At 31.1% G+C, this 23,048-nt stretch carries 18 protein-coding genes and 2 pseudogenes; 19 read left to right on the top strand and 1 reads right to left on the bottom strand.

Going from position 1 to position 23,048, the window contains the following annotated elements; translation table 11 throughout:
* From L6Q46_RS03445 to L6Q46_RS03525, 17 genes and pseudogenes are all read left to right on the top strand, one after another.
* Positions 1-1,384: tyrosine-protein kinase domain-containing protein (locus tag L6Q46_RS03445; protein ID WP_291283127.1), on the top strand; the 1,384-nt coding region annotated here is incomplete at its 5' end.
* Between the two features lie 18 nt (positions 1,385-1,402).
* Positions 1,403-2,386 (top strand): SDR family oxidoreductase, encoded by a 984-nt coding sequence (locus L6Q46_RS03450; protein ID WP_291283128.1) that lies wholly within the window; start codon positions 1,403-1,405, stop codon positions 2,384-2,386.
* An 11-nt stretch (positions 2,387-2,397) separates the two neighbouring features.
* Entirely contained in the window at positions 2,398-3,789 is a 1,392-nt protein-coding gene (locus tag L6Q46_RS03455; RefSeq protein WP_291283129.1) for a UDP-glucose 6-dehydrogenase, read from the top strand.
* Positions 3,789-5,069 (top strand): nucleotide sugar dehydrogenase, encoded by a 1,281-nt coding sequence (locus tag L6Q46_RS03460; RefSeq protein WP_111566933.1) that lies wholly within the window; start codon positions 3,789-3,791, stop codon positions 5,067-5,069. Before L6Q46_RS03455 ends, L6Q46_RS03460 begins: the two co-directional genes overlap by 1 nt.
* A gap of 10 nt (positions 5,070-5,079) precedes the next feature.
* Positions 5,080-6,486: an oligosaccharide flippase family protein gene (locus L6Q46_RS03465; RefSeq protein ID WP_291283130.1), complete on the top strand. Its 1,407-nt coding sequence runs from the start codon at positions 5,080-5,082 to the stop codon at positions 6,484-6,486.
* Complete coding sequence (locus L6Q46_RS03470; protein WP_291283131.1) at positions 6,474-7,595, top strand: glycosyltransferase; 1,122 nt, start codon at positions 6,474-6,476, stop codon at positions 7,593-7,595. The genes L6Q46_RS03465 and L6Q46_RS03470 overlap by 13 nt, the downstream gene beginning before the upstream one ends.
* A gap of 2 nt (positions 7,596-7,597) precedes the next feature.
* Complete coding sequence (locus L6Q46_RS03475) at positions 7,598-8,599, top strand: glycosyltransferase family 2 protein (protein ID WP_291283132.1); 1,002 nt, start codon at positions 7,598-7,600, stop codon at positions 8,597-8,599.
* A complete protein-coding gene (locus tag L6Q46_RS03480; RefSeq protein WP_291283133.1) occupies positions 8,600-9,661 on the top strand; it encodes a polysaccharide pyruvyl transferase family protein in 1,062 nt (353 codons plus the stop codon).
* Positions 9,662-10,753 (top strand): EpsG family protein, encoded by a 1,092-nt coding sequence (locus tag L6Q46_RS03485; RefSeq protein ID WP_291283134.1) that lies wholly within the window; start codon positions 9,662-9,664, stop codon positions 10,751-10,753.
* 1 nt (position 10,754) lies between these two features.
* Positions 10,755-11,735: a glycosyltransferase gene (locus L6Q46_RS03490; protein ID WP_291283135.1), complete on the top strand. Its 981-nt coding sequence runs from the start codon at positions 10,755-10,757 to the stop codon at positions 11,733-11,735.
* On the top strand, positions 11,735-12,859 hold the full coding sequence (locus L6Q46_RS03495) for a glycosyltransferase family 4 protein (protein ID WP_291283136.1): 1,125 nt from the start codon (positions 11,735-11,737) through the stop codon (positions 12,857-12,859). The genes L6Q46_RS03490 and L6Q46_RS03495 overlap by 1 nt, the downstream gene beginning before the upstream one ends.
* A pseudogene (locus tag L6Q46_RS03500) lies at positions 12,859-13,455 on the top strand (sugar transferase); the annotation flags it as partial. The gene L6Q46_RS03495 and the pseudogene L6Q46_RS03500, both read left to right, overlap by 1 nt.
* A 21-nt stretch (positions 13,456-13,476) precedes the next feature.
* Positions 13,477-14,070, top strand: a pseudogene (locus tag L6Q46_RS03505) (acetyltransferase); the annotation flags it as partial.
* 1 nt (position 14,071) lies between these two features.
* Positions 14,072-15,214, top strand: coding sequence for a DegT/DnrJ/EryC1/StrS family aminotransferase (locus tag L6Q46_RS03510; protein ID WP_291283137.1), 1,143 nt, complete (start codon positions 14,072-14,074; stop codon positions 15,212-15,214).
* A 64-nt stretch (positions 15,215-15,278) separates the two neighbouring features.
* Positions 15,279-17,246, top strand: coding sequence for a nucleoside-diphosphate sugar epimerase/dehydratase (locus L6Q46_RS03515; RefSeq protein ID WP_291283138.1), 1,968 nt, complete (start codon positions 15,279-15,281; stop codon positions 17,244-17,246).
* 49 nt (positions 17,247-17,295) lie between these two features.
* The gene (locus L6Q46_RS03520; protein WP_291283139.1) at positions 17,296-18,063 is read left to right on the top strand and encodes a polysaccharide biosynthesis/export family protein; all 768 of its coding nucleotides are present in this window, start codon (positions 17,296-17,298) and stop codon (positions 18,061-18,063) included.
* Between the two features lies 1 nt (position 18,064).
* Positions 18,065-20,422, top strand: coding sequence for a polysaccharide biosynthesis tyrosine autokinase (locus tag L6Q46_RS03525; RefSeq protein ID WP_291283140.1), 2,358 nt, complete (start codon positions 18,065-18,067; stop codon positions 20,420-20,422).
* 275 nt (positions 20,423-20,697) lie between these two features.
* Here L6Q46_RS03525 and L6Q46_RS03530 read toward each other — a convergent pair whose 3' ends face one another.
* Complete coding sequence (locus L6Q46_RS03530; protein WP_291283141.1) at positions 20,698-21,432, bottom strand: CpsB/CapC family capsule biosynthesis tyrosine phosphatase; 735 nt, start codon at positions 21,430-21,432, stop codon at positions 20,698-20,700.
* Between the two features lie 136 nt (positions 21,433-21,568).
* Here L6Q46_RS03530 and L6Q46_RS03535 point away from each other — a divergent pair, with 136 nt between their 5' ends.
* Positions 21,569-22,441 (top strand): ABC transporter permease, encoded by an 873-nt coding sequence (locus tag L6Q46_RS03535; RefSeq protein ID WP_291283142.1) that lies wholly within the window; start codon positions 21,569-21,571, stop codon positions 22,439-22,441.
* 7 nt (positions 22,442-22,448) lie between these two features.
* Positions 22,449-23,048: ABC transporter ATP-binding protein (locus L6Q46_RS03540; protein WP_291283143.1), on the top strand; the 600-nt coding region annotated here is incomplete at its 3' end.

Genomic DNA, 23,048 nt, shown 5'->3' on the forward strand with positions numbered 1-23,048 from the left:
AACAACCGATTATTCTAAACTTCCTGCGCCAACAGTTGCTGGTATTGATGATCCAAACATCATTGGAAACGTAGCCAAATTAATTCAATTATCTGCTGAGAGAGCAAATATGTCTTATTCGGTTAAAAACAAAAAATTGTTCTCTGATTTTGATGTTGAAATGGAATCGGTGAAAAAAGTATTATTAGAAAATATTTCAAGTGCTAAAAGTGCTTTAACTTTAGATTTGTCTCTTATTAATAAAAATATTGCAAGAGCTGAAGGCGAAGCTAGTTTATTGCCAGAGAACAAACAAGAGCACATCAAAATTACTAGAAAGTACAATCTAAAAGATAAAATTTATAGCACCTTTTTAGAGAAAAGAAGTGAAGCTGAGATTGTAAAAGCTGCTAATATATCCGATATTAATTTTCTAGATCCAGCTAAAGATGTTGGTGGTGGTTTGAGAGGACCTAAAACGAGCATAAATTACATTTTAGCAGCAATGTTAGGTTTCTTGATTCCTTTATTAGTTGTGTTTGTAATTACACTTTTAGATAATAGTATCAATACAACAGATGATATTCAAAAATTAACTCGAATTCCATTAATTGGAGTTGTTGGAAAGAAAAACACTGAAAATAATTTATCTGTTTTTGAGAAGCCTAAATCTCCTTTGGCAGAATCATTCAGAGCAATTCGTTCTTCGTTGCAGTTCATGTATAAGAAACAGCAAAAAGAAGGAGCAAAAATCTTGATGCTTACATCTTCTGTAAGTGGTGAAGGAAAAACATTTTGTTCTATAAATTTAGCAACGGTATTTGCTCTAAGCGATAAAAAAACGGTAATTGTAGGTTTAGATTTAAGAAAACCAAGAATTTTTGGTGATTTTAACATTGATAATATCACGGGTGTTGTAAATTATCTAATCGGTCAAAAAACTATTGATGAGGTAATTCAAAAAACACATATTCCTAATTTAGATGTAATTCCATCTGGACCAATTCCTCCAAATCCTTCCGAATTATTAATGAGTGAAGCAATGGCAGAAATGATTGAAGAATTAAAAACAAAATACGACTATATCGTTTTAGATACTCCTCCAGTAGGATTAGTGTCAGATGCTTTAGAATTAGCTCATTTTTGTGATGCAACACTTTATGTTACGCGACAAGGTTTTACTAAAAAAGGAATGTTAAGTGTTGTAAATGACAAGCATAAAAGAGGTGAGTTACATAATATAAGTATTGTATTTAATGGTTTCCAAAACAAAGCAAAATATGGTTATGGCTATGGCTACGGTTATGGCTACGGCTACGGAGCCTATGGCGAAGCTTATCATGATGAAGTTAAACCTGTAAAAGGTTGGAGAAAAATACTAGATAAGTTCAAAAAGAACAGCTAAACTGCTTAGGCAAATTACATGACAAAGATTTCAAATAAAAGAATACTTATTACTGGAGGTGCGGGTTTTATCGGATCCAATCTTTGTGCTTATTTTCTAGAAAATAATGAAGTTATATGTTTAGATAATTTCTCAACGGGTTATCGTCATAACATTGAAAATTTTCATTCAAATCCTAAATTTACATTAATAGAAGGTGATGTCAGAGATTTTAAAACTTGCGAAGCTGCTGTTACCGGAATTGATTTTGTATTGCATCAAGCTGCTTTAGGAAGTGTTCCTCGTTCAATTAATGATCCAATTACTTCAAATGAAGTAAACGTTGCTGGATTTTTAAATATGTTAATGGCTTCAAGAAACGCTAATATAAAGCGCTTTATTTATGCGGCAAGCTCTTCTACTTATGGAGATTCTGAAGCTTTGCCAAAAGTAGAACATATTATTGGAAAACCACTATCGCCTTATGCAGTAACCAAATATGTTAACGAATTGTATGCTGATGTATTCAGTAAAACTTACGGAATTGAAACTATTGGTTTGCGCTATTTTAATGTTTTTGGAAGAAATCAAGATCCAAATGGTGCTTATGCAGCAGTAATTCCTAAATTTGTAGCCCAATTTTTAAATCACGAGAGCCCTGTAATAAATGGTGATGGAGAATTTTCTCGCGATTTTACTTACATTGATAATGTAATTCAAATGAACGAATTGGCAATGTTAACCGAAAACCCAGAGGCAATAAACACAGTTTATAATACTGCTTTTGGTGAAAGAACTACTTTAAATGAATTAGTTAATGCATTGAAAGAATTCTTATCAGAATATGATTATGAAATTGCTAATGTTCCTATTATTCACGGAGAAAATAGAGTGGGAGATATTCCACATTCACTAGCAAGTATAGAAAAAGCAAATAAACTACTAAATTACCAACCAAAATTTTCTATGAGAGAGGGTTTAAAAGAGGCGGTAAAATGGTATTGGAACAATTTAAAAAAATAAAAGATAATACAATGATTAAAAATATCTGTTGTATCGGTGCAGGATATGTTGGCGGACCAACAATGGCGGTGATTGCTCAAAAGTGTCCGCATATTAAAGTTACGGTTGTTGATTTAAATGAAAAAAGAATTGCAGCTTGGAACGATAAAGACGTAAATAATATTCCTATTTATGAGCCAGGATTAAGTGATGTTGTGGCAGAAGCTCGTGGAAGAAATTTATTCTTTTCAACCGAAGTGGATAAAGCAATCGATGAAGCAGATATGATTTTTATATCGGTAAATACGCCAACTAAAACGTATGGTGTTGGTAAAGGTATGGCTGCCGATTTAAAATATATAGAATTATGTGCTCGTCAAATTGCGCGTGTTGCTAAAAACGATAAAATTGTTGTTGAAAAATCAACTTTGCCTGTAAGAACGGCAAGTGCTATTAAAGATATTTTAGACAATACTGGAAATGGTGTTCAATTTCAAATTTTGTCTAATCCAGAATTTTTAGCAGAAGGAACAGCAGTTGAAGATTTATTTGCGCCAGACCGAGTTTTAATTGGTGGAGACACAACTCCTGAAGGTCAAAAAGCAATTCAACAATTGGTAGATATTTACGCTAATTGGGTTCCAAATGACAAAATTTTAACGACAAATGTTTGGTCTTCTGAATTATCAAAATTAACAGCTAATGCATTTTTAGCACAGCGTGTTTCTTCAATTAATGCCTTGAGTGAATTGTGTGAAAAAACAGGTGCAGATGTTAACGAAGTTGCAAAAGCAATTGGTTTAGATAGTAGAATTGGACCTAAATTCTTAAAGGCTTCTGTAGGTTTTGGAGGTTCATGTTTTCAAAAAGACATTTTAAACTTGGTTTACATCGCTAAATCATATGGTTTAAATGAAGTAGCCGATTATTGGGAACAAGTGGTTATTATGAACGATCATCAAAAACGTCGCTTTGCAAAAAACATAATCAAAACATTATATAATACGGTTTCTGGTAAAAAGATTGCATTCTTGGGTTGGGCTTTTAAAAAGGATACTAATGATACCAGAGAATCTGCGGCTATCTTTGTGGCTGATGATTTGTTAAGTGAACAAGCAACAGTTACTGTTTATGATCCTAAAGTAGATTCAGCGCAAATTCAATTTGATTTGAATTACTTAGAAACGCGTTCAGAAGAAGCTAATAATAAAGGAGTTCAAACGGTTGATAATGCATATGATGCTTGTAAAGATGCTCACGCTATTGCCGTATTAACAGAATGGGACGAGTTTAAAACATACGATTGGCAAAAAATATATGACAATATGTTAAAACCAGCTTTTGTTTTCGATGGAAGAAATATATTGAATAAAGAAGAGTTAGAAAAAATAGGATTTATTTACCAAGGAATTGGATCAAGATAATGAGCGAAAAAATTGCAATTATAGGATTAGGATATGTTGGCTTGCCATTGGCACGACTTTTTGCTACCAAATTTTCAGTAGTAGGATTTGATATTAATCAGCAACGTATATCCGAATTAAATCAAGGAATAGATGTAACGTTAGAAGTAGAAGAAGATTTACTAAAATCCGTTTTAGTATCTCAATCTACTTCTGAAAAAGGGTTGTATTGTTCTAATAAATTGGAGGATATTTCTGATTGCAATTATTTTATTGTTACGGTTCCAACACCTGTTGATAAACATAACAAGCCTGATTTGACACCGCTTTACAAAGCAAGTGAAACTGTTGGAAAAGTGCTTAAGAAAGGTGATGTTGTAATTTATGAATCTACCGTTTATCCTGGAGTTACAGAAGAAGAATGCGTACCTGTTTTAGAAAAAATATCTGGATTAAAATTCAATGTAGATTTTTTTGCAGGATATTCGCCAGAACGAATTAATCCAGGTGATAAAGAGCATACAGTTGAAAAAATATTAAAAGTTACTGCAGGTTCTACTCCAGAAATTGGTAAAAAAGTTGATGCTTTATATAACAGCGTTATAACGGCAGGAACGCATTTAGCACCAACCATTAAAGTAGCGGAAGCAGCAAAAGTTATCGAAAATTCGCAACGTGATATTAATATTGCTTTTGTGAATGAATTAGCTAAAATTTTTAATTTATTAGGAATTAATACGCACGATGTTTTAACTGCGGCTGGAACTAAATGGAACTTTTTACCCTTCAAACCTGGTTTGGTTGGAGGACATTGTATAGGTGTTGATCCTTATTATTTAGCTCAAAAAGCTTTAGAAGTAGGTTATCATCCTGAAATTATTTTAGCGGGTCGTCGAATGAATGACAGTATGGGCGAATACGTGGCTTCGCAAGTAGTGAAGACTTTAATTCGTAAAAATATCAAAGTAAATGGCGCAACTATTTTAATGCTAGGATTCACTTTTAAAGAAAACTGTCCTGATGTTCGCAATACCAAAATTGTAGATGTTGTAAAATCGTTAGAAGAATATAGTACAAAAGTTACGATTCATGATCCTTGGGCAAATTCCGATGAGGTGCAACATGAATATGGTTTAACTTGTCATACAACACTTGATGCTACAACAAAATATGATGCGGTTGTTTTAGGTGTGGCTCACAAAGAGTTTTTATCTTTAGATATTGCTAAACTACTTAATCCAAATGGTGTAGTTTATGATGTAAAAGGTATTTTACAAAACGCTGTTGACGGAAGATTGTAAAAATCTAATTTTGGAAACCAAATCAAATAGTTTATTAAAAAACACACTGTTATACTCCATTGGGAATTTAGCCTCAAAAGGGCTTAGCTTCATTTTGGTTTTTTTTACTACATTTTATCTTTCAAGAGAAGATGTAGGCGTTTTTGATTTGTTTTTAACAACCATTAGTTTATTAACTCCTATAGTAACACTTCAATTAACTGATGCTGTTTTAAGATGGTTAATAGAAAATAATCAGTTTGAAAATAAAGCAAGGGTATTAACAACTTCGAGTTTTATTTTGCTAATTTCTATTTTTATAGCGATTGTTGGGGTTTTAATTTTCCAAAACTTCTATCCATTTTTATTTTATAAAGAGCTTTTGTTTTTATTAGGATTTCAGTCTTTTTTCTTACTATTTCAACAATTTCAAAGGGCTATTGCAGACAATAAAGGATATGTTTTGTCTAGTGTTTTTTATACTTTTTTATATGTATTTCTTGCCATTCTTTTTTTATTTTTTTACGATAAAAAAATAGAAGGATTACTTTATTCTAATATTATTGCAGCTTTTTTTTCAACTGTATTTATTGTGTTTAGAAATAAAGTGTTTGGCTATATTCACGGTAAATATTATAGTTTTCAGGTCGCAAAAGAATTACTCTATTATTCTATACCGTTAGTGCCAAATAGTTTGTCTTGGTGGGCAATATCTTCAGCAAATCGCTATTTGATTGTTCTTTTTTTAGGAGTGGCTTCAAACGGTATTTTTGCCATTGCATTTAAGTTTCCTACTATTGTTTTGTTACTTGTAAATGTATTTTATTTGGCATGGCAAGAAAAAGCAATTGAAAATTATAACAGAGAAGATAAAGATGATTATTACAGTACCATTTTTAAAAAGTATATAAAGTATTTATTTGTAATTTCTATTAACTTATTGTGTATTAATCAGTTGTTTTTAACTTATTTTGTTGATATAACGTTTTATGATTCATGGCGCTACACCTCTGTTTTATTGTTGGCTATCTTATTTAACGCATTAAGTGGTTTTTATGGAACTATTTATTTAGGTGCAAAAAAAACAAAAAGTATTTTTTTAAGCAGCTTAATAAGTGGGATAATTGTATTAATACTTTCGTATTTTCTTATCCCAGTTTTAGAATTGTTAGGAGCAGCAATAGCAATATTTTTTGGTTATTTTTTCTTATTTCTTTTCCGATTTTTTGAGACCAAAAAGTATATTAAAATAGTATTTCCATTTGCTACATTTTTTGTTTTATTTGGTGTTTTTATGGTTTTATCTGTAATAATGTTTTTGGAATTACCTTACGGAATTTTTTGGCTACCTTTAGTAGCACTTGTAATCAGTTGTTTTTTGTTACAATCAGAATTGCAAATTGTTTACAATAAGTATTTGAAGAAATGGATGCGTTAAAAAAAATATTATTTATTCATCCCGACTTAAAAGGCGGAGGAGCCGAACGTGTTTTGGTTCATCTCGTTAATGCTTTGCCTAAAGATAAGTATCAGGTAACGTTATTCACTATTTTTAAAGAAGGAATCAATAAAAAGCTATTGCATCCAGTTATCAAACATTTTTATTGGTTTTCAAAAGTGTTTAGAGGTTATTCTGTTTTGCAAAAAATAATTCCGGCTTCGTTTTTGGCAAATAGATTAAAAGTCAATGATTATGATATTGTAGTTGCTTATTTAGAACATGTTCCTACTCGAATTTTATCGGGAATCACCAATCCAAAAGTAAAAAAAATAGCTTGGTTACATACGAAAGCAACTCCCGAATTACTATCCAGAACTTTTAGAACTTTTGAAGAAACTAAAAATGCGTATCAGTCATTTAATCATATTGTTTGCGTTTCTCAAGAGGTTAAAAATTCTTTGTTGCATATTTTTCCTCAATTAGAAAATAAAACACTTGTTATTGAAAATACGATTGACTTTAGTTTTATTGAGCAAAAAGCGCAAGAAGTGAGTTTTGATATCGAATTTGATAGTAAAACCCTAAATATTGTCTCTATTGGCCGACTCATTGAAGTGAAAGGTTATGAGCGATTGATTCAAATTGTAAAACGAGTAGCTTCTTCAACAGATATTAAATTCAAATTGCATCTAATTGGTGATGGTGAATTAGCTTCAAAATTAAATGCAACCATTAAAAAAGAAAATCTTGAGAATTATGTGCAGTTGTTAGGGTTTAAAGAAAATCCGTACCCTTATTTGGCTAAAGCAGATTTGTACGTTTGCTCTTCTTTTACCGAAGGATATAACTCTGCAATAATTGAAGCATTAGCGCTAGAAATTCCAGTTTTAACAACAGATTGTCCAGGAATGAACGAAATTTTAGACAATGGAAAGTTTGGTAAAATAGTTCCAAATACAACAGAAGGTTTACATAAAGGATTGATAGAATTAATAACCAAATCAGAGGAATTAAATCTATTAAAACTAAAGGCAAAAGAGAGGGCTGTATATTTAAAAGCTCAAAATTCAACACGTTCTGTTGAACATTTATTTGATACGATTTAATGATGAACACAAAACTAATTTCCATTATTATGCCCGTTTACAATGTAGAAAATTACATTGAAAAGGCTGTTTTGAGTGTTCTTCAGCAAACCTATACAAATTTCGAATTGTTAATCATTAATGATGGAACAAAAGATAACAGCATTCAAAAAATTGAAAAATATACTTCAGATTCCAGATTGAAAATTTTTCATAAGGAAAATGGAGGTTTGTCTGATGCTCGTAATTTTGGATTAGAAAGAGCGCAAGGTGATTATGTTTATTTTATGGATAGCGATGATTTCATTGAATCAGATTTATTGACTTTATGCATTGATAAAATAGAGAAAGAAAATGTACCTGTTGTTGTTTTTGGCTATTTTTTAGATACAGAAGATAAAAGCGGAAATCTTATTTCTTCCGAATCAATTATTCATGAAAGTGAAGTAATAAATATTGAAAATAAAAATACAACTGTAACCAATAATACTATTGGATTATTAGGTTATGCTTGGAATAAATTTTACGCAATCGATTTTTTAAAGGAACATAATTTTAAATTTGAAAAAGGAGTTTCCCTTGTTGAAGATATTTTGTTTAATGCACCCGTTTTTTCTTCAGTAAATAGCATTCATTTTATAAATAAACCGCTGTATCATTACGCAAATAGACCTACTACAACATTGATAAAAACATTTCATTCCAATTCATTTGACTTGTATTTGAAAAAGAATGAATGTTTAAAAAAGTTCTTTAATAAGTGGGAAATTAATCATTCTAATGAATTACTGGCGAATAGTTTGCTTTTAGGAATTCGATATTGTGCTAATAATTTGTTTGCATTTAAAAATAATTTAACTGAAAATCAAAAGTACAATCATTTAAAAACCATGATTGTACATCCCGAAACACAAAGATTAATACCGTTTTACAAGCCAAATAGTAAACTGGATTCTGTTTATAAAACTATTATTTCACAAAAAAGAGCTTTACTTTTGTACCTGATTTTAAAAATCATCAAATAAATGTTTTTAAAGAAATACATTCCTTACTATTTAAAAATTAGAATACTTCTTTTTTTACAAAAGTTTAAAAGTGCGACCATTTTCTCGTCTCAAAACTTAAAGAATGAAGATTCAAAAGTTTTTATTTTTTTAGCGGCAAATTATAGTAATCTTGGCGATGTAGCCATTACTTATGCACAAGAAAAATTTATTCAAAACACGTTGCCCAATCATAAAGTAGTTCTTATTCCAATAAATAAAACTATTGAGGGAATTGTCTTTGCAAAATCTATTTTGAATCCGTCAGATTGTATTACAACTGTTGGTGGTGGAAATTTTGGAGATTTGTATGATCAAATAGAAACTTTACGTCAGTTAGTTATTGCGTCTTTTCCAAACAATAAAATTATTTCGTTTCCACAAACTTTTGATTTTTCAAATTCTCCTAAAGGGAAAAAAAGTCTAAAAAAAGCAATTTCTGTCTACAGTAAACATTCTAACTTGAGTTTCTTTGTTAGAGAACAGCAATCTTTTGAATTAATGCAACGTCATTTTCCAAAAGTGAAAGTGTTTTTAACACCAGATATTGTGTTGAGTTTAGATAAATCGCAACCTCAAATCACACGCAATGGAGTTACATTAAGTTTAAGAGCAGATGACGAAAAATTATTAACTTCTGAACAGAATGAATCGTTAATTAATTGGGCAAAAGAAACTTTTTCTAATGTTTCATTTTATGATACTCATATTAATAAAGGGAATTTATCTGAGCAACAATTAGATGAAGAATTAAACAAAATTTGGAATCAATACAAATCTTCAGAGCTTGTAATTACAGATAGATTACACGGAATGATTTTTTCTTACATAACAAATACACCTTGTTTGGTTTTCTTAAATAACAACCATAAAATTAGTGCTTCATACGAATGGATAAAAGAGCAAGCACCGATAATTTTAATTAAGAATTTCGATTTAGAAAGTATTGACGAAGCTTTTGAAAGCTTAAATTCATCAAATACAACTGTATATAAAAATTTGATGGAAAAATATTTACCTTTGAAACAACAGCTATTATCATAAATGTTTGATTTCATACCAATAGAACACTACACCTTTTTTTACTATCAAATTTTATTGGTTTTTTTGATAGGCATTTTGTTACACGCTGTTATTTTAGAAATTGATGATGCAAGAAATACACGATTTTTAAAAATTTTTGGTTATTTGTCTTTGGTTTTTGTTCTGCTTTACATGGGTTTTAGACCTATTCACAGTGTTTTTGTAGACATGACCATGTATGCCTATTCCTTTGAGCGGTATTTAGATGGAAATCCCTTAGAAGTAACCGAAGATTATGGATTTTATTGGTTTTTAGAATTTTGCACAAAAGTAATGTCTGTTGAGGTATTCTTTTTTACTTGTGCTTTAATTTATATCATTCCACTTTATATTCTCTCTATTAAATGGTTTAAAGAGTATTGGTTTTATGCGTTTTTTGCTTTAGTGGTTTCCTTCTCTTTTTGGGCTTATGGTACAAATGGAATTAGAAACGGATTAGCAACGTCTCTTTTTTTATTAGCATTAGCTTTTAAAGACAAGAAAATAGTTTTATATGCCTTGTTACTAGTTGCAATTTCTTTCCATAAAACCATGGTTTTACCCGTTTTTGCATTTATAGTTTCAAGTTTTTATACCAAATCGCAAACCTATATTTTTATTTGGTTAACTACCATTTTAGTTTCACTAGTAGTAGGTAACTTTTTTGTGGAATATATAGAATCGTTAGGAATAAACGATAGAAGATTTGAGCAGTATTTTACAGATGAAATAGATGAAGCCATAACAAAAACAGGATTTCGTTGGGATTTCTTAATTTATAGTGCCACTGGAGTTTTCGCGGGTTGGTATTACCTATTCAAAAAGAACTTTTCAGATAAGTTGTATGAGCAACTTTTTAATATGTATTTGATAACTAATGCGTTTTGGGTTTTAGTAATTAGAGCTAATTTTACCAATAGATTTGCATATTTGTCATGGTTCATGCTAGCTATTATCATTTTTTATCCCATATTAAAAGAGCAACTTTTTAAACAACATCATCGAATGGTTGGTGCCGTATTATTGCTGTATTTCATGTTTACTTATATTTTTAACGTAATTCTAGTTAAGTAAAATGAAATTAAGTGTCATTATCCCGGTTTATAATGTTGAAAAATATGTAATTCGTTGCATTAATTCTGTCATTCAAAATGATTTGGAAGCTTCTGCTTATGAAATTATTATTGTTGATGATGAATCACCCGATGATAGTGTGAAAACCATAAAGTCGTACTTTCAAGATGTTGCTAATTTAAAAGTTATATCCCAAAAAAATAAAGGGCTTGGCGGTGCCAGAAATACAGGAATCTTAAATGCAAAAGGAACTTTTTTACTTTTCTTAGATGCAGATGATTATTTGGTTCCTAATACATTAAGTCAAATTGTAAATAAAGCAATTGCAACCCAACTTGAGGTTTTAGAATTTGGAGCTCAAGGCGTTTTAGAAAATGGAGCCGTTTGTTATACACTTTCTAATTCTTCAAACAATTTGGTTTTTGAAGGAATGGACTATTATCAAAAGGTTCGTTATGCCAATTCGGCTTGTAATAAATTATATAGCACAGATTTTTTACGAAACAATCAACTTTTTTTTGAAGAACAGCTTTATATCGAAGATTTTGAATTCAACACCCGTGTTTTTCTTCAAGCGAAACGAATGTTAGCAGTTGAAACCATTGTTGGGCAATTTTTGCAAACACCCAATTCGATTACTCGAAATGTTAGTCTTGCTAAAAAAGAAAAAATGCAAAACGATATTGAACACGTTATGGTGATCACCAATCAATTGTATTCAAAATCTGCCAATCAAGATGCTTTTTTTAAAGAGCGTTTGGTTTTTTTATCGGCTACTTTAATTGTTCAAATGATTAAGAACAACTCAGATTATCAAACGATTCATTTAAAAATGGAAGATTTAAAAACTAAAAAGTTGTTTTTTGTAAATCATAAACTGTTTGATCGTTCTAAAAATCTATTTCGAATCTTATTCTTAAAGCATTCTTTACTTTTAAAATTAGCTTTACCTTTGTACCGATTTTTGAATAGAAAAAGTTAATGAAGAAAAAAATCTGTTTTGTAGTTTCGGCACCCATTACTGCCAAAGCATTTTTAATTAAACATTTTGAATACCTTTCAAAAGAGTTTGATATTACTTTAGTAGCTAATTTTGAAACACAAGCTGATTTTGAAGTTCCGTTTGTAAAAAACACCAAACATATTGCAATTCACAGAAGCATCAATCCTTTAAAAGATTTCTTAGCTTTAATTCAGTTGTATTTTTTCTTTAAAAAAGAATCGTTTCATGTGGTTCATTCCGTTACGCCAAAAGCAGGTTTGTTAGCTATGACGGCTGCTTGGTTGTCTAGAATTCCTATTCGAATACATATTTTTACTGGACAAGTTTGGCACACGCAATCAGGTTTTAAAAAGCAATTTTTAAAGTTTTTAGACCGACTGTTGGTTTGGTTTACGACTCATATTTTGGTCGATGGTCAGTCGCAACGCCAATTTTTGATTACCAATAAAATTATAACCGATAAAAATTCTAAAGTTTTAGGTAAAGGTTCTATAAGTGGAGTAGATGTGCAAAAGTTCAATCCTTCTTCAGAAATTAGAAATTTGTATCGCGCTCAACTGAACTTTCAAAATAATGATATTGTATTTGCTTTTCTTGGTAGAATGAATACCGATAAGGGTATTTTAGATTTAGCAAAAGCATTTCAAAAGTTACATGCAGATTTTCCGAATGTGAAATTGCTTTTAATCGGATTTGATGAAGAAAATATGCAAGAGAAAATTCGTCAAATTCAAACAGAAAACATCATTTATTTTGGTCCTACTCCAAAGCCACAAGAAGTTTTACAAGCTGCAGATGTGTTTTGTTTACCAAGTTATAGAGAAGGTTTTGGGACAAGTGTTATAGAAGCTTCGTTATTAGAATTACCAATAATTTGTAGCGATACCTATGGTTTAGCAGAAACTATTATCGAAAATAAAACTGGGTTACGTCATGAAGTTAAAAATGTAGACCAACTTTATAATCAAATGAAATTGTTGGTTCAAAACGAAGAGACAAGAACAGTTTTAGGTAAAAACGGAAGACAATATGTATTGGAGCATTTTTCAGCAGATGAAATTTCGTTGCAATGGCTTACCTTTTATAAAGATATTTTAAAATAATGTATAAAAACATAGTAAAACCCATATTAGATTTTATTCTGGCATTGGTTGGATTTATCCTGCTTCTGCCCGTGTTTTTATGCATTACCATTTTGTTGTTTTTTGCCAATCAGGGCAAACCTTTTTTTATTCAAAGAAGACCAGGATTTAATGGTGCCATTTTTAGCATTATTAAGTTTAAAACCATGAATGATAGAAAAGATAAAAAAGGGAATTTGTTATCCGATGCAGAACGATTAACTGCCGTTGGACGTTTTGTTAGAAAAACATCATTGGACGAAATTCCACAGTTGCTCAATGTTTTAAAAGGTGATATGAGTTTGGTGGGTCCAAGACCTTTATTAACACAATATATGCATTTGTATTCGCCTTATCAAAATCGTCGTCACGAAGTAAAACCGGGGATTACAGGTTGGGCACAAATCAATGGGCGAAATGCAATTGATTGGGAGACCAAATTTGAATTGGATGTGTTTTATGTAGAACATATTTCTTTTGGTTTGGATTTAAAAATCCTTTTGAAAACAGTAAAAAAAATTCTTATCAAAGAAGGAATAAATGCTCAAAATTCAGCAACGATAGAGCCTTTTAGTGGTACTACTTCAGTTTATGTTTTTGGAGCTGGAGGACACGGAAAAGTGGTTTTAGACGTGCTTTTATCGGAAAATAAATATGTTATCAAAGGAATTTTAGATGATGCACCTCAATCGGATTCGCTGTTTGAAATTCCTATCAAGAAAAATTTTAATAGAAGAAAATTACAAGCTCGAAATTGTATTGTTGCCATTGGCGATAATGCCATTCGAAAAAAAATAGTTACCACATTAGATACCAATTTTATTATGACCATTCATCCCAATGCTATTGTGTCCAAATTTGCCAAGATTGGACCCGGAACTCAAATTATGGCAGCTGCAGTTGTAAATCCAGATGCTATAATTGGAAATCATTGTATCATCAATACAGGAGCAATTGTAGAGCATGATTGTAAATTAGAAGATTATGTTCATGTAGCTCCAAATGCTTGTTTGGGTGGAAATGTTACAGTTGGAGAAAAAACATTAGTAGGTATTGGAGCCACTGTTATACCCAATGTTAAAATTGGGAAAAATGTAAGTATTGGAGCAGGAACAGTAGTTTTGCAAGATGTACCAGACAATGCTGTTGTAGTTGGTGTTCCAGCACGAATTATTAAATATCAAGAGAATTAAAATGGAAGAGAAAATTTGGCTTTCTTCTCCTCACATGGGAGGAACGGAACAAAAATATGTACAAGAGGCTTTTGATAGCAACTGGGTAGCACCTTTAGGTCCAAATGTAACTGGTTTTGAAAATGATTTGGTTGACTTTTTGGATAACAATGTTCAAGTTGCTGCTTTGAGTTCAGGGACTGCTGCTTTGCATTTAGGTCTTATTTTGTTAGGAGTAAAAGCAGGTGATGAGGTGATTTGTCAATCGATGACTTTTTCTGCTTCTGCTAATCCAATTGTTTATTTAGGTGCAACTCCTGTTTTTATAGATAGCGAATTGGATACTTGGAATATGTGTCCAATTGCATTAGAAGAAGCTATTCAAGATAGAATTGCAAAAGGGAAAAAGCCAAAAGCAATTATTCCCGTTCATTTGTATGGAATGCCAGCAAAAATGGATGAAATACTAGCAATTGCTAATCGTTATGAAATTCCTATTTTAGAAGATAGTGCCGAAGCATTAGGAAGTTCATACAAAGGACAAAAGTGTGGCACATTTGGTACGATGGCAGCCTTATCGTTTAATGGAAATAAAATTATAACTACTTCTGGCGGCGGTGCTTTGGTAACAAAGTCGAATGCTTTGAAAGATAAGGCCATATTTTTAGCCACTCAAGCAAGAGATGCTGCTCCACATTATCAACATAGTGAAATTGGTTATAATTATCGATTAAGTAATATTGCTGCAGGAATTGGTCGTGGGCAAATGGAAGTTTTAGAGCATCATGTAACTTTAAGAAGAAAATGGAATCAACGTTATCAAGATTTTTTTAAAGCAATTCCAAGTGTAACTGTTTTTAAAGAGCCATCGGCTGATTTTATTTCTAATCATTGGTTAACGGCTATTCTGTTAGATTCTTTTGAAGAAAGAGAAGCCTTACGATTAAAGTTTGAATCTCAAAATATAGAAACACGTCCTTTATGGAAACCAATGCATTTACAACCTGTTTTTGCATCTTATCCATATTATGGTCGTTCGGTTGCTGCCGATTTATTTGAGAAAGGATTGTGCTTGCCTTCAGGATCTAACTTATCTGATAATCAATGGGAAAGAATAATTTCGGTTCTTGAAGATTTTTTTAAAAAGCAAAAAGAAAATGCATAAACGATTCTAACTTTAATAAGTTGTTGTATTTTTGTAGCCCCCCAATCTGTTAAACAATTTTTAAGTGTCAAATAATCAGAATAATTCTTCAAAAAAATCGGTTATTCAAAACATAGCCAAAGATTTTTTTGAAAATCGATTTAGTAATTTAGCCTATTTACCAAGATGGGTTATCTTTTGTATTGATATTATTATTGTTTTATTTGCTAGCTTGGTTACCTATTTTATTGTAACTAATTTAACGTATAAGTACTTTGATACTTATTCGGTTTCTATTCGTTATGTAATTACCATTTTTACTTATGCCTTTTTTTTCTTCGCTTTTAGAACTTATGCTGGAATTATAAGACATTCTAGTTTTATTGATGGCATGCGATTATTATTGGCTACTTCATTTGCTTTTTTCTCATTAGTAGTTTTAAATTATACTCATTATTTTATTCATGGTACTAAGATTTTCTTGCTGCCCGAATTGTTTATTCACAGTGTAATTTCGTTTGTACTTTTATTTCTTTTCCGAATCGTTGTTAAGTTTTTATTTGAAACGTATATCGAATTAGAAAATATAGATAAAATTAAAAAAATTGTAGTTTTTGGAGTAGATGCCAATGCCTTTGCTTTAGCTAAAGCTTTAAATTCTGAACAACCAAAGCGATTCAAAGTAGTTGCTTTTATCGAAAAAACATCGGCAAATAAGACCAAACAAGTTCTAGGTTTGCCAATTGTAGGTTTTAAAGGTAATGCTGCTGTTATCATTAGAAAGTTTAATGCTTCTGGAATTATTTTAAGTGATTCTTCTTTAACTAAAAGTGAGCAATTGAAAATTGTTGATGATTGTTTAGAACACCAATATCAAGTACTATCAACTCAAACGGTAAAAAATTGGGAAGATCAAAAAAACATCACTAAAAGCATTAAGCAATTTGATATTAAAGATTTGTTAGAGCGTCAACCTATTGAGCTTCACAATCAAATTATTTCGGGTCAAATTAGCGGAAAAACCATTATGGTTACGGGTGCAGCAGGTTCTATTGGAAGTGAAATTGTACAACAAGTTTTAGATTTTAAACCATCAAAATTAATAGTTGTTGATCAAGCAGAAACGCCTTTGCATCAATTGGGATTGTTGATTGAACCTATAATAAAAAATATTCCCTATTTGTCTTTTGTTGCTGATATAAAAGACGCTTTTATGATGGAGCAAATCATAGGAACACATCAACCCGATGTTATTTATCATGCGGCAGCTTATAAACATGTACCGTTAATGGAATTAAATCCGTATCAAGCGGTTTTAACCAATGTTTATGGTACAAAAATCATTGCCGATTTAGCTCTAAAATACAAAGTGTCTTCCTTTGTGATGGTTTCTACTGATAAAGCCGTGAACCCAAGTAATGTAATGGGAGCTAGTAAGAGAATAGCAGAAATGTACGTACAATCGTTGTCTATGAATGCACAAGCAAAGCAGTTAGAATCAACGAAATTTATTACTACTCGTTTTGGAAATGTACTAGGTTCTAATGGTTCTGTGGTTCCGTTGTTTACTAAGCAAATTCAAGAAGGAGGTCCAATAACCATAACGCATCCTGATATTATTCGTTATTTTATGACCATTCCTGAAGCTTGTCAATTAGTGTTAGAAGCAGGTTCTATGGGTAACGGAGGTGAAATTTATATTTTTGATATGGGTGAACCCGTACGAATAATTGATTTGGCTTATAAAATGATTCGTTTAGCTGGATTTACTCCAGAAGAAGATATTAAAATTGAAGTAGTAGGCTTACGACCTGGTGAAAAATTATATGAAGAATTGTTGAATGATGTAGCTAAAACACTGCCAACTCACCACGAAAAAATTATGATAGCACAAGAAGTAAGTGTTGTTAATTTTGATGATTTTCTTAATCAATTACAACGATTAGTTCAAAGTGCTAAAGAAATGAAATCTGAGGAAACCGTTGTGCTAATGAAGAAAATTGTGCCTGAATTTAAGAGTAAAAATTCTGAATTTGAGCGTCTTGACCACTAATTTCTTTGCTTATTAGTAAAGTCCCTTATATTTGCATAAAATTTAGATTATGAAATTTGTAAAAATCACTCTTTTATCGCTGTTATTCGTTTTGTTTTTAACCACTTCTTGTGCTTCAAGAAAAGAATTGGTGTATTTACAAGGCGCTTCTAATGCAAAAGAGTTGGTTTCTTATGAGCCTGTTTTGCAACCTGATGATGTAGTAATGATTGTAGTTTCTTCTGAGAATCCAGAAGTTGCAGCGCCTTATAATTTGAAAGCTATAACGGTTCAAGGTGATTCAGAGAATACAATTGGAACACAAAGAATGCAAACCTATATTTTGGATAAGGAAGGAAAAATTGAATTTCCATTATTAGGTTCTATTGCTCTTGGCGGATTAACAAAAACGCAAGCAGTAGCTAAATTAAAAGAGCTATTAAAAGATCATGTTAGTGATGCGGTAATCAATTTCAGAATTTTAAATTTTAAAGTAACGGTTTTAGGAGAAGTTCAAAAACCCGGAACTTATTCGGTTGCTAGTGAAAGAATTACATTGCTAGAAGCTATTGGAATGTCTGGAGATTTAACTATTTACGGAAATAGAACTAATGTTTTATTAATTCGTGAAAAGAATGGAACCAAAACTATGGAACGAATCGATTTAACAAAATCCGATTTTTTGAATTCTTCTGCATATTATTTGTCTCAAAACGATGTGGTTTATGTTGAGCCTAATAAAACCAGAATCAATTCTTCAGCTATCGGACCTAATTTAACTATAGGAATTTCAGCCCTTTCTTTGATTGTTACCATTATAGCTTTAACTGTAAAATAAGATGCAAAAACGCGAATTACATACTCCAACTTTATCTAGCAATTTTAACTTAAAAGAAGAAATTGAAAACTACATTTCGCATTGGAAATGGTTTGTTGTAGGTGTATTTGTTTGCTTTACAGTTGCTTATTTGTATTTGCGCTACACAATTCCACAATACAAAGCTACCTCTACTATTTTAGTGAAAGATGATCGAAAAGGAAGTATGGCTTCTGAATTGTCTGCTTTTTCAGATTTGGGATTGCTCTCGGGTGTAAAAAGTAATGTTGATAATGAAATTGAAGTAATCAAATCAAGAACTTTAATTGCATCAACTATTAAAGATTTAGAACTTACTACCGCTTATTTGAATTTAGGAAGAGTAAAATCGGAAGAATTGTATAAAGTAAGTCCCATCCAAATTTTCTTTTCAAAAACAAATGAAACTTTTTTAAATACATTCCATAATTTCCGAATTTCTTCTGTAGATGCTAACCGATTTGATTTTTACGATGCTTCTGGTGTTAAAATAGGAACCTTTTCGTATGGAACCAAGTTTAAAATTGATGCAGTTGAAGCTATCGTAATGAAATCTGGTGCTGATTTTTGGAAAGAGGAGTTTAATATTGCTATTCAAGTTTATCCAATAAAATCGTTAGTTGAAAGTTTTAAATCGAGATTAACAGTGAGTTCATTTGGAAAAAATACTAGTGTTATCGAATTAACCCTTGTTGATCCTGTTCGACCTAAAGCAGAAGATTTTTTAAATACTTTGGTAAAAAACTATAACCAAGATGCTATTTCAGACAAAAAATATATTGCTGAAAATACCTCAAAATTTATAGAACAAAGACTAAGTATCATCAGTGATGAATTAAAAGGCGTTGAAGCTGATGTAGAGTCGTTTAAAAAAGATAATAAAGTAACAGATATTGTTTCAGAGGCTGGATTATTTTTAGAAAATGCTACCGAGTTTGAAAAGAAAGAAATTGAAACCGAAACGCAATTAAAGGTTGTAAGCAGTATTTTAGAGTACTTAAATTCGAATACTTCTTCAGAGTTAATTCCTGCTAATGTTTTACCAGCAGAGGAAGGTGCAAGTGCTTCTATAGCGCAATACAATCAATTGGTTTTAGAGCGCAATAAATTGTTGAAAACAGCTGGGCCAAAAAACAGTTTGGTATTAAATTTAGAAGCTAAAATAAATACGTTAAAAAGTAGTGTTGCTTCTAGTTTACTTCAGTTGCAAAGCAATTTAAAAATTAAGAAGAAAGATATTGCACGCCAAAATGCTATTTTAGGCGGAAAAATTTCTCAAATTCCTACTCAAGAAAAGATTTTTAGAGATATCGATAGAAAGCAAAATATCAAAGAAGCTTTGTATTTATACCTGTTGCAAAAAAGAGAAGAAACCGAAATTTCGCTTGCAGTAACAGCTCCAAATGCTAAAGTAATTGATGCGGCAATTGCTTCAAAAAATCCAGTTTCGCCTAATCGTCAAGTTATTTATTTGGGAAGTTTGTTTTTAGGATTGTTAATTCCTTTTGCAATTCTTTACATCAGAAGATTATTAGATACAAAAGTTAAATCGCGATTAGATATTGAGCATGCTACTACAATGCCTTTTATTGGAGATGTTCCAAAATCAGTTTCAAATGAAGCTATCATTTCAAGCAGCAGCAGAACAAGTACGGCTGAAGCACTTCGAATTGTACGAACAAATTTAGAGTTCTTACTTAATGAAGTTCCAGAAGGAGTTGCTAAGACTATTTTCTTAACATCAACTTTTCCAAAAGAAGGAAAAACCTTTATTTCGGTAAACTTGGCTTCCACTATTGCCTTGTCTGATAAGAAAGTTTTGTTATTAGGATTGGATATCAGAAACCCTAAATTAGAAGAATATTTGGATGTTCCTAAAGTAGGTGTCACCAATTATTTAGCGTCTAAAGACAATAAAAACAGTGCTGATTTTTTAACAAAAGTGGAAGGTTTTTCTAACTTTTATGTTATGCCTGCAGGTGTGATTCCTCCAAATCCTGCCGAATTGCTTATGGGTAAAAAAGTAGGTGAATTGTTTGAAAAATTAAAGCAAGAGTTTGACTACATCATCGTAGATACTGCGCCAGTGAGTTTAGTAACCGATACTTTATTGATATCAAAATATGCAGATGCTTTTGTATATGTTACCAGAGCAAATTACTTAGACAAAAGAATGTTGACTTTACCTGAAAAACTATATCAAGAAAAGAAACTACCTAATATGTCAATATTAATTAACGATACCGATTCTACAAAAGGTTACGGTTATGGCTACGGTTACGGATATGGCTACGGAGTTGAGGTTGAAAAAAAATCTTTTTGGAAACGTTTTTTTAAATAGTTTCAAGTTTGTGATATAAATTTTTACACAGAGCTACACAGAGTTTTTTTGAAGTAGATGCTTTTGAATAGAGCTACACCGAAGCGTTTTGCTTTTTGTAGAAGCAAAAGAGATTTTTAAAACTATTGTAAGCATTGTCTGTTCCTGGTGGTCAACAAATCTATGTCGGCTATGTCAAGTGTAATGCCTAAAATCAACACAAAGTAAAACTATTGTGTCTATGTGTTTAGAAAAAAATAGATGCTACTTAATAGTGTTGAACTTGCCTTATATGTTTATTTAAAAAACACATTTTTAGTCATGGTTTCCTCTAAGGTTTTGTGATTTTTAATGATCACTTTATTTTGAAAAGCCGCTACGTGATTTTTATGATGAATATCAGAACCCACAAAATCATACAAGTTTTCTTTTAAAAGATAATCGGCAGTTTCGGCAACATTTTTTCCATAATAACCTACGGTAGCTAACAAATTTAACTGAAATAAACACCCTGCTTTTTTTAGTTTTGCAAATTCTTTTTTGTTGCAATGAAAGTAATTGTAACGCTCTGGATGTGCTAAAACCAATTGATAGCCTTTAAGTTGCAGCTCAAAAAGAAAATCATATAACTGAATGGGTGCATTCAAATACGACATTTCAATTAGAATGAAATTGTCTTTCAGTGTAAGTAGTTTTTCTTGTTGAACTAATTGCATTAAATTTTCATCTAAAAAATATTCCGAAGCACAATTAAGAGCTACTTTTTTAGAAAGTTCAGGTAATTCATCTTGAACTAAATGATGCGCATTTTTTATCGTTTCAGTAGTGTTATCCCATACGTTTTTCATGGTATGAGGTGTAGTAATCACTTTTGAAAAACCAAAATCAATCATTGATTCTAATAAAAATTTAGAATCTTTAATTTTTTGTGCTCCATCGTCTATTCCTGGTAAAACATGAGAATGAATATCTACATATCCTAAAGGAATTAATTCGGCTAATTTAGGCTTAGATTTGAAAAGCGATAACATGATTTGGAATTTGCTGCAAAATTAAACTATTTGTATTAATATTTGATTATCAATTGGCTATTATCCATTCAATAAGTTTGTATCATAACCAAAATAGTTTAATTTTGAAACGTTAATAAAGAAAGTACATTACTACATGAATAAAACTGAATCTTCAGAAGAAGAATGGTTGTTTGAGATTGCTCCAAAAGACAAATTTTTCTCATTAAATCTTAAAGAAGTTTGGCGTTATCGAGATTTACTAATGTTGTTTGTAAAGCGCGACGTTGTAACGGTTTATAAGCAAACCATTTTAGGACCATTGTGGTATTTGATTCAGCCTTTATTTACTTCTGTTATTTTTACGATTATTTTTAATAATGTAGCCGGAATTAAAACGGGTGAAACACCAGCTTTCTTATTTAATTTAGGTGGTGTTATGGTGTGGAATTATTTTACTTCTTGTTTAAATGATACATCTGATACTTTTAAGAAAAATGCTTCGATATTTGGAAAAGTATATTTTCCAAGACTTATTGTGCCATTATCAATTGTGATGTCCAATTTGGTGAAATTTGGTATTCAGTTTTTAATTTTTATTGCCTTTTATATCTATTACTTTATGACTGGTAAAGTAACATTCCAATTCACTACAGCAACTTTATTTTTCCCAATATTAGTAGCTATAATGGGAATTCTTGGTTTAGGATTAGGAATGATAATTTCTTCATTGGTTACAAAATATCGCGATTTGAGTTTTTTGGTCGGATTTGGAGTTCAGCTTTTAATGTACGTGTCTGCCGTTATGTATCCAATGATGTTATTAAAAGAAAAGTTACCCACTTTTGGATGGTTAATTGAATACAATCCATTAGCTTATGTAATAGAAACAGCACGTTATATGTTGTTAAACGAAGGAAGTATTTCTGTTTCTGGATTACTTTATACTGTTGTGGTAACAATCGTTGTGTTTTTTGTAGGATTATTGATTTTTAATAAAACAGAAAAGAGTTTTATTGATACAGTTTAGTGAGAGAATGAGTAAAAAAGATATCATATTAAAAGCCGAAAACATTTCTAAACAATACCGTTTAGGAACTGTGGGTACAGGAACATTGAGTCATGATTTGAATCGATGGTGGCATGCTATTCGTGGAAAAGAAGATCCTTATTTAAAAGTGGGAGAAACTAATGATAGAAGTTCAAAAGGGAATAGTGACTATGTTTGGGCATTACAAGATATTAATTTTGAAGTAAATAGAGGAGAAGTTTTAGGTATCATTGGAAAAAATGGAGCTGGAAAATCAACTTTATTAAAAATTTTATCAAAAGTTACAGCACCAACAACTGGAGTAATTAAATCAAGAGGAAGAATTGCTTCTTTATTAGAAGTAGGAACAGGTTTTAATCCCGAGTTGACAGGTAGAGAAAACATCTATTTGAATGGTGCTATTTTAGGAATGACTAAAAAAGAAATCACTTCAAAATTAGATGAAATCATTGCTTTTAGCGGTTGCGAACGTTATATTGATACGCCAACAAAACGCTACAGTAGCGGAATGACCGTTCGTTTGGCTTTTGCTGTAGCGGCTTTTTTAGAGCCCGAAATTTTAGTTGTCGATGAAGTATTAGCAGTT

Origin of the sequence: Flavobacterium sp. (genome assembly GCF_023151265.1) — a bacterium.
Classification (GTDB): domain Bacteria; phylum Bacteroidota; class Bacteroidia; order Flavobacteriales; family Flavobacteriaceae; genus Flavobacterium.